Origin of the sequence: Sodalis sp. RH19 (genome assembly GCF_047324215.1) — a bacterium.
Lineage (GTDB): Bacteria > Pseudomonadota > Gammaproteobacteria > Enterobacterales > Enterobacteriaceae > Acerihabitans.
In genome coordinates, this window is sequence record NZ_CP178734.1 from 159,366 (window position 1) to 172,289 (window position 12,924).

General features: G+C 62.0%; 10 protein-coding genes. 3 read left to right on the forward strand and 7 right to left on the reverse strand.

Annotated features, from left to right (window positions below):
* Positions 1-10: 10 nt before the first annotated feature.
* Positions 11-2,518: a carbamoyltransferase HypF gene (locus tag ACL2XF_RS00730; RefSeq protein ID WP_413727807.1), complete on the forward strand. Its 2,508-nt coding sequence runs from the start codon at positions 11-13 to the stop codon at positions 2,516-2,518.
* Here ACL2XF_RS00730 and ACL2XF_RS00735 read toward each other — a convergent pair.
* Positions 2,510-3,517 carry a LysR family transcriptional regulator gene (locus ACL2XF_RS00735; RefSeq protein ID WP_413721253.1) on the reverse strand — a complete coding sequence of 336 codons (1,008 nt, stop codon included), beginning with the start codon at positions 3,515-3,517 and terminating at the stop codon, positions 2,510-2,512. The two genes, ACL2XF_RS00730 and ACL2XF_RS00735, sit on opposite strands and share 9 nt — an antisense overlap.
* 372 nt (positions 3,518-3,889) lie before the next feature.
* Here ACL2XF_RS00735 and ACL2XF_RS00740 point away from each other — a divergent pair, with 372 nt between their 5' ends.
* Positions 3,890-5,149, forward strand: coding sequence for an MFS transporter (locus tag ACL2XF_RS00740; RefSeq protein WP_413721252.1), 1,260 nt, complete (start codon positions 3,890-3,892; stop codon positions 5,147-5,149).
* Between the two features lie 140 nt (positions 5,150-5,289).
* Here ACL2XF_RS00740 and ACL2XF_RS00745 read toward each other — a convergent pair whose 3' ends face one another.
* From ACL2XF_RS00745 to cecR, 5 genes are read right to left on the reverse strand one after another with little or no spacing between them, the layout of a single operon-like run.
* Positions 5,290-6,396, reverse strand: coding sequence for an ABC transporter permease (locus ACL2XF_RS00745; protein WP_410013883.1), 1,107 nt, complete (start codon positions 6,394-6,396; stop codon positions 5,290-5,292).
* Between the two features lie 9 nt (positions 6,397-6,405).
* On the reverse strand, positions 6,406-7,548 hold the full coding sequence (locus tag ACL2XF_RS00750; RefSeq protein ID WP_413727808.1) for an ABC transporter permease: 1,143 nt from the start codon (positions 7,546-7,548) through the stop codon (positions 6,406-6,408).
* The gene (locus tag ACL2XF_RS00755) at positions 7,535-9,277 is read right to left on the reverse strand and encodes an ATP-binding cassette domain-containing protein (RefSeq protein WP_413727809.1); all 1,743 of its coding nucleotides are present in this window, start codon (positions 9,275-9,277) and stop codon (positions 7,535-7,537) included. Before ACL2XF_RS00755 ends, ACL2XF_RS00750 begins: the two co-directional genes overlap by 14 nt.
* On the reverse strand, positions 9,267-10,301 hold the full coding sequence (gene hlyD / locus ACL2XF_RS00760; protein WP_413727810.1) for a secretion protein HlyD: 1,035 nt from the start codon (positions 10,299-10,301) through the stop codon (positions 9,267-9,269). The genes ACL2XF_RS00755 and hlyD overlap by 11 nt, the downstream gene beginning before the upstream one ends.
* Complete coding sequence (gene cecR, locus ACL2XF_RS00765; protein WP_413727811.1) at positions 10,298-10,996, reverse strand: transcriptional regulator CecR; 699 nt, start codon at positions 10,994-10,996, stop codon at positions 10,298-10,300. The genes hlyD and cecR overlap by 4 nt, the downstream gene beginning before the upstream one ends.
* Before the next feature lie 314 nt (positions 10,997-11,310).
* Here cecR and bhsA point away from each other — a divergent pair, with 314 nt between their 5' ends.
* A complete protein-coding gene (bhsA, locus tag ACL2XF_RS00770) occupies positions 11,311-11,568 on the forward strand; it encodes a multiple stress resistance protein BhsA (RefSeq protein ID WP_410013888.1) in 258 nt (85 codons plus the stop codon).
* A 67-nt stretch (positions 11,569-11,635) separates the two neighbouring features.
* Here the strand turns inward: bhsA and ACL2XF_RS00775 are convergent, their stop codons facing one another.
* Positions 11,636-12,706 carry a porin gene (locus tag ACL2XF_RS00775; RefSeq protein WP_410013889.1) on the reverse strand — a complete coding sequence of 357 codons (1,071 nt, stop codon included), beginning with the start codon at positions 12,704-12,706 and terminating at the stop codon, positions 11,636-11,638.
* Positions 12,707-12,924: the final 218 nt, after the last annotated feature.

The window sequence follows — 12,924 nt, forward strand, 5'->3', positions numbered from 1 at the left end:
GGAGAAGACGATGGCGCACAACGGCGTATTGTTACGCATCACCGGCAAGGTCCAGGGGGTGGGGTTTCGGCCCACGGTCTGGCAGGTGGCCCACCGCCTGGGATTGACCGGCGACGTCGGCAATAACGCCGACGGCGTAGAGGTGCGCCTGTGGGGCCACGATGCCGGGCGGTTTATCGCCCAGCTGCGCCGGGACTGCCCTACGCTTGCGACCATCGACGAAATCGATATCCTGCCCTGGCAGTGGGCGCGCCCGCCGTCGTCGTTTACCATTATCGAAAGCCGCGGCGGCGCGATGAAAACCCAGGTAGTGCCGGACGCGGCCACCTGCGGCGACTGCCTGGCCGAGCTGTTTGATCCCGCCAATCGCCGTTTCGGCTATCCTTTTATCAACTGCACCCACTGCGGGCCGCGTTTTACCCTGATCCGCCGCATGCCCTACGATCGGCCCAATACCGCCATGGCTGCGTTTCCCCAATGCCCTGATTGCCTGGCTGAATACCACAACCCCGCCGACCGGCGTTTTCATGCCCAGCCGAACGCCTGTCCCGCCTGCGGGCCGCAGGCCTGGCTGGCGGACCGCCACGGCGGGCGGCTGGCCGCTGCCGATGACGCCATTACCGAGGCGGCGCGCAGGCTGCTGGCCGGGGAAATCGTGGCGGTGAAAGGCTTGGGCGGTTTTCACCTGGCCTGCGACGCCACCAACCCGGCGGCGGTGGCGCGGCTGCGCGCGCGTAAACGGCGGCCGTCCAAACCGCTGGCGGTAATGATGCCGGACAGCGACTGGCTGCGCCGCTGCCTCGGGCATGCCGACCCGGCGCTGGTGGCGTTGCTGCAATCCGCCGCCGCGCCCATTGTGCTGGTGCCGTTGCCGCCCTGTGCGACGGCGGTCGCCTACGGCGCGGACGTTGCCCCCGGGCTTGCCGCCTCCGCTGCCGGCGCGCCGGCCGATCGGGCGTCCGGTGACGGCGGCGCCCCGGCGCCCGGTGCGATAGGCGCGCAGGCGCCGCTGGCGCTGTGCGCCGGTATTGCGCCCGGCTTGCATGAAATCGGCGTGATGCTGCCGGCCAGTCCGCTGCAACATCTGTTGCTGCGTCGCGCCGGACGGCCGCTGGTCATGACCTCCGGCAATCTTAACGGCCGGCCGCCGGCGCTGGATAACCGCCAGGCGCTGGATGAGCTGGCCGCCATCGCCGACGCCTGGCTATTACACGATCGCGATATCGTCCAGCGCGCCGATGATTCCCTGGTGCGCCTCAGCGCCGGGGGGGTGGAGATGCTGCGCCGTTCCCGCGGCTATGTGCCCGACGCCATCGCGCTGCCTCCCGGATTTGCCCTGGCGCCGGCCATACTGGCCATGGGGGCGGATTTAAAAAACACCTTCTGCCTGCTGCGCGACGGACAGGCGGTGCTCAGCCAGCATCTGGGCGATCTGGCGGATGAAGGCATCCAGCGTCAGCGGCAGCAGGCGCTGGCGCTGTTTCACGCCATCTGGGATTTTACGCCGCGGGCGGTGGCGGTGGACGCCCATCCCGGCTACCTCAGCCGGCGCTGGGGCGCGGCGCTGGCGACCGAATGCGGCTTACCCTGCCTAACCATCCTGCATCATCACGCCCATCTGGCGGCCTGCCTGGGTGAACACGGCTGGCCGCTCGACGGCGGGCCGGTAATCGGCCTGGCCATGGACGGACTGGGCTACGGCGGCGCGCGGCGGCACGACATTCCGACGCGGGACATACCGCCGGATGACGACAGGCGCGGGGACGGCCTGGCGGACAGCGGGCATGAGGGCGGCGCCCTGTGGGGGGGAGAATGCCTTCTCGTGGACTACCGCGAATCCCGGTGGCTGGGCGGCCTGCCCGCCGTCGCCCTGCCCGGCGGCGATCTGGCGGCGCGCCAGCCCTGGCGCAACCTGCTGGCGCAGTGGCTGCGCTTTGTGCCCGACTGGCGCGGCCTGCCGGAAGCCGGGCATATTCCCGCGGGCGCGGGCGAGCTGCTGGCCAGGGCGGTGGCGCGCGGGATCAACGCGCCGCCGGCGTCTTCCACCGGCCGGTTATTTGACGCGGTGGCCGCGGCGCTCGGGGTGTGTGCCGGCGAAACCAGCTGGGAAGGGGAGGCGGCCTGCCGGCTGGAGGCGCTGGCGTGGCGCGGCGCCGGGCAGGGAGGGGAGCCGGCGGTGACTTTGCCCGTATCGCTACCCGTGCTGGATAACCGGCTGGATATGGCGACCTTCTGGCGTCAATGGCTGGCCTGGCGCGCCGGCCCGGCCGAACGGGCCTATGGCTTCCACCTGGCCCTGGCGCGGGGATTCGCCGCGCTGGCCCGGCAGGCGGCGGCGCGCCATGGCATCGGCACGGTGGTCCTGTCCGGCGGCGTGCTGCATAACCGGCTGTTTCGCGAACTGCTGGTGCGGGAACTGCAGGGCCTGCGGGTACTGGTTCCCTCCCGGCTGCCGGCCGGCGACGGCGGACTGGCGCTGGGACAGGCGCTGATCGCCGCCGCGCGCCTGCTAGGCTGAGCTGTCCCGGCACGGGGCTACGTCCGCTGCGTCTTCCCGGCCTTTGGGATCGGCCGCGGCCGGATTTTCCGGCGCCGCGCCGTCAAGCAGGGCGGCATACTCCCGCTGCAGTTCCCCGCAGCCGAGCTTCAGCCGCTCGTACAGCTGGCGTACCGCCGGCGAAAATTGCCGACGGTGCGGGCAGATAAGATGCAACGGCACGCGATCGCCGCCATAGCCTTTCAGCACCACCTCAAGCCTGCCCGCGCGCACGTCATGGCATACCTCCAGCCAGGACTTATAGGCGATCCCCTCGCCGGCAATGGCCAGGCGGCGCACCACTTCCGCGTCGTCGCTGGTCAGGGTGCCGCTTACGCCCACCGCCTGCGGCTGGCCGTGCGGATAAAAACGCCACTTATCATACACACGGCCGTGCAGCACAAACGTCAGGCAATCATGTCCGGCCAGATCGGCCGGGGTCGAAGGCCGGCCGCGGCGCGCCAGATACGCCGGCGACGCCACCACCACCCGCCGGTTTTCCGCCGCGAGCGGCAGGGCGACGTAGCTGGCGTCGTCCATAATGCCGTAGCGGAAGGCCACATCCACCGGATCCTTGAAGATATCGGTCACCTGATCGGATAAATAAAGCCGCACCTGCAGGTTGGGATGATCATGACGAAATTGGGTGATCCAGGGCAGCAGCACGTTACGTCCCAAATCGGACGGGGCGGCGATTTGCAGCATACCGTGCAGGCCGGCCGGCTCCTGATGCAGCAGGTCCTGCCCCTCGCGCAGGCTGCGCAGCGCTGCGCGGGCATAAGGCAGATACTGCTCCCCTTCGGCCGTCAGGCGCAGGCTGCGGGTGGAACGGGCAAACAAACGGATGTTCAGCTCCCGCTCCAGGCGCTTGATCGCCGCGCTGACCTGGGCCGGCAACAGATCCGCCTCCCGCGCCGCGTTCGAAAAGCTGCCGAGCGCCGCCGAGCGGACAAACAACGCCAAATCGTCAATCCTTACCATGTTCCTTTCCCATCACCGGGCCGGCCGCGCCATGCCAAGCGTGCGCCGGAAATAAACCATACCGGCAGTATAACGCTGAATAAGGGGCGGGACGGTGGACAAAATGCGGCCGCCGGCGGGCAGGCGCCTATGGAGTATGGCGCGGGGCGCCCGAGGCAATGACTGTTTACATAATCTTGATAAATGATACAAATCCACAATAAAAGTAAGAGTATTACGTGCTATAAACAAATAGTTAACAATTTAAAAACATATTATTCCGCTCTGTTCTCATCCGGGTAGCGGGGAACCCCCCGGCGGCATACCCAGGCCTGGCTTATTTTTTCCGGTGCCACCGTAAAGGTGACCGATTCAAAGATAGGACAATGACTTATGTTTAACTGGACCCCTACACAGCGCAACGTGGCATTCGCCTGTTTTGCCTGCTGGATGCTGGACGCCTTCGACTTTTTTATCCTGGTATTTGTGCTAAGCGATCTGGCCGCGTGGTTTAAAACCGATATCGCCAGCGTTTCCATCTCGATTATGCTGACCCTGGCGGTGCGTCCGTTGGGGGCGTTGCTGTTTGGCCGCCTGGCCGAGAAGTATGGCCGCCGGCCGATTCTCATGATCAACGTGCTGATGTTCTCGCTGTTTGAATTGCTGTCGGCCTGGTCGCCGACGCTGGCGCTTTTTATTGCCTTCCGGGTGGTATACGGCGTGGCGATGGGGGGCATCTGGGGCGTGGCCTCGTCACTGGCGATGGAAACCATCCCCGACAGGTCCCGCGGCCTGATGTCGGGCATCTTCCAGGCGGGATATCCCGCCGGTTACCTGCTGGCGGCGATTATTTTCGGCCTGTTTTTCGAGAGCGTCGGCTGGCGCGGCATGTTCCTGATCGGGGCGCTGCCGGTGCTGTTGCTGCCCTATATTTACTTCAAGGTGCCGGAATCGCCGGTATGGCTGGCGGCCAGGGAACGCAAGGAGAGCGTGGCGCTGCTGCCCATTATCCGCGCCCATTGGAAGCTCTGCCTCTATATGGTGGTGCTGATGGCCTGCTTTAACTTTTTCAGCCACGGCACCCAGGATCTTTATCCCACCTTTCTGAAAGTGCAGCACGGCTTTGCTCCCCATACCGTCAGCATCATCGCCATCGGCTACAATATCGCCGCCATGCTGGGCGGCATCTGTTTCGGCTCCCTGTCGGAAAAAATAGGGCGTAAAAAAGCGATGATCATCGCCTCCCTGCTGGCCCTGCCGGTGCTGCCGCTGTGGGCGTTCGCCAGCGGGTCGGTGCTGATAGGCCTGGGCGCGTTTCTGATGCAGTTTATGGTGCAGGGCGCCTGGGGCGTGGTGCCTACCTACCTGACGGAGCTGGTGCCCGCCAATTCGCGGGCGGTGCTGCCGGGCTTTGTGTACCAGTTGGGCAACCTGATTGCCTCGGTGAACGCCACGCTGCAGTCCCGTATCGCCGAAGCGCACGGCAATAACTACGGCCTGGCCATGGCCATGGTGGCAGGCACCGTGGCTATTCTGATCAGTATTCTGGTCAGCTTCGGGCGCGAAACGCAGGGCAAAACCATTTCCGGCTATGATAACGGCGGCGGCAGCGGCCGGCCGAAGGTGGAATCCGCCGCCGGCACGGGCAAATAAGGGCCAGGGGGCGTCGATGGCGGTCTTAGGGATAGCCGGGGCGCACCGGCGTCTGGAAGACCGCCATTTTGCCGGCAAGATTGTGCTGCTTGGGGAAGAGGACTGACGCAGGTGACGTCGGCCGCCGGTTACCGCTCCGCTCAGGCAATCTTGCGGCGGAACATCCAGTAGGCCGCGCTGCCGGTGGTGGCGGTGATCGCCAGCAACGGCCACAGGCTGTGCCAGATAATGGCGAAATCCGCATCCTTGAGGTAAATCTCTTTAATGATATCGGTAAAATGCCGCACCGGGTTTACCCAGGTCAGCGTTTGCAGCCACGACGGCATATTCTCCACCGGCGCGACATAACCCGACAGCAGGATGGCCGGCATGATAAACACAAACACGCCGATAAACGCCTGCTGCTGCGTCGAGCAAAGCGAGGAGATCAGCAGGCCGAACCCCACCAGCGACAGGCCGTAGATCAGCATGGTGCCGTAAAACAGCAGCAGCGAGCCGGCAAAGGGAATGCGGTACCCCAAAATGCCGATAATCAGCACGATGGACGCCTGGATACTGGCCACCACCAGCGCCGGCACCGCTTTGCCGACAAAAATCTGCCAGGTGGTCAGCGGCGAAACCAGCAGTTGATCCAGGGTCCCTTGCTCCCGCTCGCGCGCCACCGACAGCGAGGTGACGATCAGTACGCCGATGGTGGTGATCAGGGCAATCAATGACGGCACCACAAACCATTTATAATCCAGGTTGGGGTTATACCAGTTGCGTATCACCAGTTCGCTGTTATTGGGTTTAACCTGCCGCGCCGTCAGCTCCAGTTGGTAATCGCGGATAATCTGCTGGATATAGTTGGCCGCTATCTGCGCGCTGTTGGAGTTGCGCCCGTCCAGCAGTAACTGCAGCGGCGCTGGAATGCCGGCGGCCAGGTCGCGTGAGAATTGCGCCGGGAAACGCACCACCAGCAGGGCGCGCTGGTTATCCAGGGTGCTTTGGATCTGCTGCGGGCTGCGCAGCCATACCACCGCGGTAAAGGCTTTGGCCTTGGCGAAGCGCTGGGTCAGCTCCACCGAGGCCTGGCCGCTGTCCTCGCTGTAAACGGCGATGGTGGCATGGGTCACCTCAAGCGTGGCGGCAAACGGGAACAGCAGCACCTGCAGAATAACCGGCATGATCAGGATCGCCCGCGTTTGCGGCTCGCGCAGCAGCGACTGCAGTTCTTTGACGATAAGCGTCCATAAGCGATAGAACATAACCCTTCCTCAATCCAGCCTGCGTTTGGTTTTCCAGGCCGTCAGGCCGATAAATCCCACGGCGGACGCCACCAGGAACAAGGTATTCACGACTAAAATCCCGGCGACATTACCCGCCAGGAACAGGCTTTGCAGCGTGCTGACAAAATAGCGCGCCGGGATGATATAGGTCACCGCGCGCACCACGGCGGGCATGCTGTCTATCTGGAAAATAAAACCCGACAACATCACGGCGGGCAGGAACGCCGCGTTTAGCGCCACCATCGCGGCGTTGAACTGGTTGCGCGTCAGGGTGGAAATCAGCAGCCCCATCCCCAGGGTGCTGGCGAGAAACAGGCTGCTGATGCCGAACAGCACCGCCAGCGAACCGCGGAACGGCACGTCCATGACAAACACCGCCACCGCCATGCACAGCGCCATCGCCACCATTCCCAGCACGTAATAGGGCAGCAGCTTGGACAGCAGCAGTTCGCTTCGCGTCACCTGGGTGGAGAGCAGCGCCTCCATGGTGCCGCGCTCCCACTCGCGCGCTATCACCAGGGAGGTCAGGATGGCCCCGATCACCGTCATGATAATGGTGATGGCGCCGGGAATGATAAAATGCTGGCTGACCGCCGCCGGATTGAACCAATAGCGCACCTTGACGTCGATCAGCTGATGAAAGGCGCGGCCCCGATCCTCGGCGCGCTGCTGTTGCCATATTTGCCAGATCCCCTGGGCATACCCCTGCACGAAATTGGCGGTATTGGGTTCGCTGCCGTCGGTAATCACCTGGATGGGCGCGCTGTTGCCGGTCCGGTCCATATTGATGTCGAAATCAACCGGGATCACGATCAGCCCGCGGATTTTTCCCGCCTGCATCAGCGCCAACAGCGCGCGGCGGTTATCGCTGATGGTCGGGGCGATATAGGGGGAGCGGGCAAAAGCCATGGCCAGGTCGCGGGCATCCTCGCTCTGCTGTTCCATCAGGATGCCCACGTGCAGGCGGCTGGAATCCAGGTTGATGCCGTAGCCGAAGATAAACAGCAGCATCAGGGGAATGACAAAGGCGATCAGGCCGCTGCTGGGATCGCGCAGGATCTGGCGCGTTTCCTTGTCGCACAGGGCGAGCAGCCGCCGCCAGGAGAACCGCGTTGCGTTATGCCGCGTCATTGCCGCCGTCCTTGTCAAAGTTCTGCACCAGCGTGATAAACGCCTGTTCCATGGTGGGATTCGGCGTCTCCTGGTCTGCCGTTTGCTGTTTCAGCTCGTCCGGGGTGCCGCTGGCAATCAGCTTGCCGTGATACACCAGGCCGATCCTGTCGCAATATTCCGCCTCGTCCATAAAATGGGTGGTTACCATCACGGTGACGCCTTTTTCCACCATGCCGTTGATATGCAGCCAGAACTCGCGCCGGGTGAGGGGGTCGACGCCGGAGGTGGGCTCATCAAGGAACAGGATATCCGGCTCGTGCATCAGCGAGCATGCCAGCGCGAGGCGTTGCTTAAACCCCAGCGGCAGCGCGTCGGGCGTCTGGTTGAAAATGGGGCCGAAATCGAACGCCTCGCTCATCTGCGCGATTTTCTGGCGCTGGCGCTTACCGTGCAGTCCATAGACGCCCGAGAAAAACCGCAGGTTCTGCGACACCGTCAGATTACCGTAGAGCGAAAATTTTTGCGCCATATATCCCAGGCGCTGGCGGGCTTTGCCGGAGCTGGTCTTCAAGTCCATTCCCAGCACCAGCGCCTGGCCCGCGGTGGGGATCAGCAGGCCGCACATCATTTTAAAAGTGGTGGATTTACCGGCGCCGTTCGGGCCCAGCAGGCCGAAAATTTCCCCCCGGGTCACCGTGAAATCCACGTTATCGGTCGCGGCAAAATCACCGAACTTCTTGGTTAGCCCCCGGGCCTCGATCACCGTTTCATGCCGGTCGCCGGTTACCTGCGGCATAATATCCGCCAGCGCCTGTTGGGTGGCCGGGCCGCCGCCCAGCAGATCGATAAAGGCATCCTCGAAACGCGGCGCCGTTTCCTCGATATTTGCATCGGACAAGCCGAGCGCCCGGCCCAGGCCCGACCGGTCGGCGTCTTTTTTCAGGATCAGGCGCACGGCTTTGCCCTGGATGACGCCGTCGCCTATTTGTTCCAGCCGCAGCGCGCGCCGCAGCAACTGGCGGTTGGTGCCGGCGGCGTCATGGGCCAGCCACGTGCGGCCCGCCATGGTCGCCGTCAACGCTTTTGGCGCGCCGCTATAGATCAGTTCCCCTTGGTTCATCAGCAGCACCTCGCGGCACTGTTCCGCTTCGTCCAGGTATGAGGTGCTCCACAGGATCAGCATGCCGTCGTCGGCCAGTTCATGCACCATGCGCCACAGCTCGCGGCGGGAAATGGGATCCACCCCGACTCCCGGCTCGTCGAGCAACAGCACCTTGGGCTGGCCTATCAGCGTGCATGCCAGGCCGAGTTTTTGTTTCATTCCCCCCGACAGCTTGCCCGCCAGCCGGGTGGTAAAGGGCGCCAGCGCGGTAAAAGCCAGCAGGCGCTCGAAGGTGTGCCGGCGCTGTTCGCCGGTAATGCCGCGCAGGCTGGCGTACAGCGTCAGGTTTTCCATCACCGTCAGGTCTTCATACAGCCCGAACTTCTGCGGCATATAGCCAAGGATGGCGTGCAGGCCGGCGTCGTCGCCCACCGGATCCAATCCGGCCACGCGCAGGGTGCCCTGGCTTGGCGTCAGCAGGCCGGCCAGCATGCGCAGCAGCGTGGTCTTGCCCGCGCCGTCCGGACCGACCAGCCCGGTGACCCCGCCGCTTTGCAGGGTGATGGTCAGGCTGGCCACCGCCGGTTTCGCCAGGGACGCAAAGCGTTTCTCCAGCGCATCCAGCACAATCTGGTTAGCGGGCATAAACATTCCCGCCGGCGGGCTGTGCCGCGGTTGGCTCCTGGCCGTCGGCGAAATCCAGGGTCACCGGCATGCCCTGGCGCAGCCGGTCGTCGGCATCGGTGACGATAATCCGCAGGCGATACACCAAATCGGTGCGCAGTTCCGGCGTTTCCACGTTTTTAGGCGTGAACTCCGCCGTCGGCGAGACAAAGCCGATTTTACCGTGATAGGCCTTGTCCGGCAGGCCGTCGGCGCGAATGATAATCCGGGTGCCGGGCACCGCCTGATTGAGGTTGCGTTCATCAATATAGGCGCGCACCCACACCGGCCGCGTCAGGGAAAGGGTAAATACGGTGTCGCCGGCGCCAAGCATGCTGCCGGCCTCCTGCGCCCGGGTCAGGATAGTGCCGCCCGAGGGCGCCGCCAGCATGGTATCGGTTGCATCCAGGGCGGCCTGGTCCCGCGCCGCTTGCGCCTGGGCGAGATCCGCTTCGGCGGAGGCGATCTCCTGCGGCCGGTTGCCGGCCAGGTACTGTTGCAGCTTATCCCTGGCCGCCTGCAGGTTGGCCTTGGCCTGGTTGCTGGCGGTCAGCGCGTCCTCCAGCTGGTCGGCGGAAATGGCCCGTTTGGCCCAGGCGCCCTGCTGGCGATGGTAAAAACTGTCGGCATAATTGAAGGCGGCCTGCAACTGCGCCATCTGCGAACGCACCTGGGCGATTTCTTCGTTGCGATACCCGGAGCGGGATAAATCCAGTTTGGCCCTGGCGCTGTCCACATTGGCCTGGGCCTGCGCGAGGGCGTTGCGATAGGGCGCATCGTCCAGTTTCGCCAGCACCTGGCCGGGATGCACCACATCGCCTTCATCCACCGCCAACTGAGCCAGACGGCCGCCGACGCGGAAACCAAGGTTAACGGTGCGGATATCCACATTGCCGTAAAGGGTCAACGGCCGGTTTTGCTGGCGGTGGTAGTACATGACGCCATAGATCGCCGCGCCCAGCAGCGCGATAACGATGACGGCCGCGGCGATACTTTTTTTATTCATGATTTTTTGCCTGTGTGGCCGGCCTGTTCGGCCCGCAATCCATGAAGGAACCAATCGATATGCTGTGTCAGCACCTGGTTGATCTGGGTAACCTGCGCCGGGCCCAGGTCGCTCCATCCGGTGCGCAGCAGGATGGTTTCCCGCGCCAGCCGGAACGCCAGCACTTCCCCCAGCAGGGCATGCGTGTGGACAATGGTGGCGACCGACAGCGGATCGCAGCCGGTAAAACCTGCCACCAGCCGGGTGATGCGCTGATGCATCGGCGCAATCGCCTGCTGGTGGATAATGGCGTAGGCCCCGGTGGGGGAGAGCTGCTCCCGCGAGATGATTTTACTCAGATTCAGCGTTTCGCTGCGGGCCAGCAGCCCGGTCATGGTCAGCAGGGACTCATGCAGATAACGCCGGCACTGCCCGGCATCCACCTCCGGCTGCGCCAGCAGCGCATCAATTTGTTGCGCCTGTGAATACAGGGACTGGGCGATAAAATCCGCGATCCATTGCGCGACCGCCAGGTACAGCCCTTCCTTGGAGCCGAAATAATAAAAAATCGCCGCGATATTTTGCCCGGACAACTGGGCGATTTCGCGCGTGGTGGCGGTCTGCGGGCCTTTTTCGCCAAATAAGGTAATGCCGGCGGCGATCAGCTGGGCTTTCGCCTGTTCGCCGCGCGCGGTGGGGGCCGGAGAAGGGGGCATGGTGGCTCCAATAAAATAAGTCAAACGTTTGATTAACTTTAAACCCCGCCCTGTTCGCTGTAAAGGACAGCCGTGATTTATTTATGCAGCGGGAGGCGGCCAGCCGCGTCAAGGATGACGTTTCCTGACCGGGGAAACAAACAGACACGGCGACGCCAACATATTCACCGGTCTTTACAGTACTTTAGATAATTAGTTAATGATTGATAAAATATTACTTGATCCGCGGCGCCAAGATGTCTATCATTTACTTATCGAACGTTAACAAATTAACGTCCAGTCCATTAATGCTTCATACCATGAGAACAGACATTATGAAAAACCTGACACTTGCCATCGCAGCCATCGTATTCAGCACCGTTTCCGCCGGCGCCTTCGCCGCCCAGGAAGTCACCAGCCGTCCCGCCGGCGAACATTCCATCGGCGTGGTATCGTCATCCACCACCAGTAACCTGTCCGATCTGGAATCCCAGCTGGCCGCCAAGGCCGATGCCGCCAACGCCACCTCGTATCGTATTATCGGTGCCGGCGGTAATGACACCCTGCGCGGCAGCGCCGAGCTGTATAAATAAGCTCAACGTAAAAAAACAGCATAAAAAAAGCGGCCGCAGGGCCGCTTTTTTTTGCGTTTGATAAACCTTAGAACTGATAGGTCAAGCCCAGGCCGACTTGGTCATCGTCGGCGATGCCCAGCTTATTGTCTTCGCTGAGACGGTTGATTTTATAATCAACATACGCATTGATATTCTTGTTGAAGAAATAGGTCAGGGACGCGTCATAGTATTTCACCAGATCGACATCGCCGATGCCTTCAACATCGCTGGCCTTGGACTGGAAGTAACCGAACATTGGTTTCAGGCCAAAATCGAACAGATAAGAAGCGATGGCTTCGAAGTTCTTGGTTTTATTGGCGTAGCCGCCGGTGATCGGGGTGTAGTTATGCGTTTCGCCGTACAACGCGGCGGCATAGACGCCGGAATTGTCATATTTCAAGCCGCCCGCCCAGACGTCGGCTTTGTCGCCGTTACCGAGAGCCAGGCTGTTTTGCGGCTGGGTGCGGTTGGACGAGGCATAGGTGCCGAGTACCGACAGGCCGAAATCAAAGGTATAAGACGCCGATGCGCCGTAACCGTCGCCGTTGGATTTGTTGGCGGCACGGGCGTTACCGGAATTTTCGTCGTTGGCGCCCTGGTATTGCAAGCCAAATTTCAGACCGTCGACCAGGCCGAAGAAGTTGTTGTTGCGATAAGTGGCCACGCCGGTGGTACGGCCGCCCATAAACACGTCGGCGGCGCTGTAGGTCAGGTCATCGAAGATTGGCGCGGTATCGGTTATCGCCGCGACATCATAAGCGATGCCCCAGTTGCGGCCGTAGTCGATTGAGCCGTAGTCTTTCAGTTTCAAGCCGGCAAAGCCCAAACGGGTTTTGGTGCCGGTCAGCGCGTCGGTGCCGCCTTCAGTATGGTTGGCCTGAACATTGTATTCCCATTGGCCGTAACCGGTCAGGGTGTCGTTAATCTGGGTCTGGCCTTTGAAGCCAAAACGCATGTAACTTTGGTCGCCGTCAATGGTCTTATTGTCACTAAAATAGTGGCGGGCGCGCACGCTGCCGTACAGATCCAGCTTGTTGCCGTCTTTGTTATAAATTTCCGCGGCGTGCAGAGCTGGGGCAATCAATGTCGCTAAAACGGCCAATGCTATCTTCTTCATTCCTGTTTTTCCTTACCAAATACTCTCGAGTTTATAAAAAGGACTCAACCTTTTGATGGCTGATGTCCTGAGCTAACCAGCATTTATAATTTAAAAATAAAAGCTCAGAGAACGCGCAATGCTAATTTAAATATCACCCTGTGGACCGATTTCGCAGGATAGTAGCAGCAAAATCGTCACGAAGATTGTGAACTTTTCATTAAAGTAGGAATCTACCT

What these genes read in the sequence shown, in the direction of transcription:
- ACL2XF_RS00730 (WP_413727807.1), top strand. Translation starts at nt 11, where the DNA reads ATGGCGCACAACGGCGTATTGTTACGCATCACCGGCAAGGTCCAGGGG.
- ACL2XF_RS00735 (WP_413721253.1), bottom strand. Translation starts at nt 3,517, where the DNA reads ATGGTAAGGATTGACGATTTGGCGTTGTTTGTCCGCTCGGCGGCGCTC.
- ACL2XF_RS00740 (WP_413721252.1), top strand. Translation starts at nt 3,890, where the DNA reads ATGTTTAACTGGACCCCTACACAGCGCAACGTGGCATTCGCCTGTTTT.
- ACL2XF_RS00745 (WP_410013883.1), bottom strand. Translation starts at nt 6,396, where the DNA reads ATGTTCTATCGCTTATGGACGCTTATCGTCAAAGAACTGCAGTCGCTG.
- ACL2XF_RS00750 (WP_413727808.1), bottom strand. Translation starts at nt 7,548, where the DNA reads ATGACGCGGCATAACGCAACGCGGTTCTCCTGGCGGCGGCTGCTCGCC.
- ACL2XF_RS00755 (WP_413727809.1), bottom strand. Translation starts at nt 9,277, where the DNA reads ATGCCCGCTAACCAGATTGTGCTGGATGCGCTGGAGAAACGCTTTGCG.
- hlyD (WP_413727810.1), bottom strand. Translation starts at nt 10,301, where the DNA reads ATGAATAAAAAAAGTATCGCCGCGGCCGTCATCGTTATCGCGCTGCTG.
- cecR (WP_413727811.1), bottom strand. Translation starts at nt 10,996, where the DNA reads ATGCCCCCTTCTCCGGCCCCCACCGCGCGCGGCGAACAGGCGAAAGCC.
- bhsA (WP_410013888.1), top strand. Translation starts at nt 11,311, where the DNA reads ATGAAAAACCTGACACTTGCCATCGCAGCCATCGTATTCAGCACCGTT.
- ACL2XF_RS00775 (WP_410013889.1), bottom strand. Translation starts at nt 12,706, where the DNA reads ATGAAGAAGATAGCATTGGCCGTTTTAGCGACATTGATTGCCCCAGCT.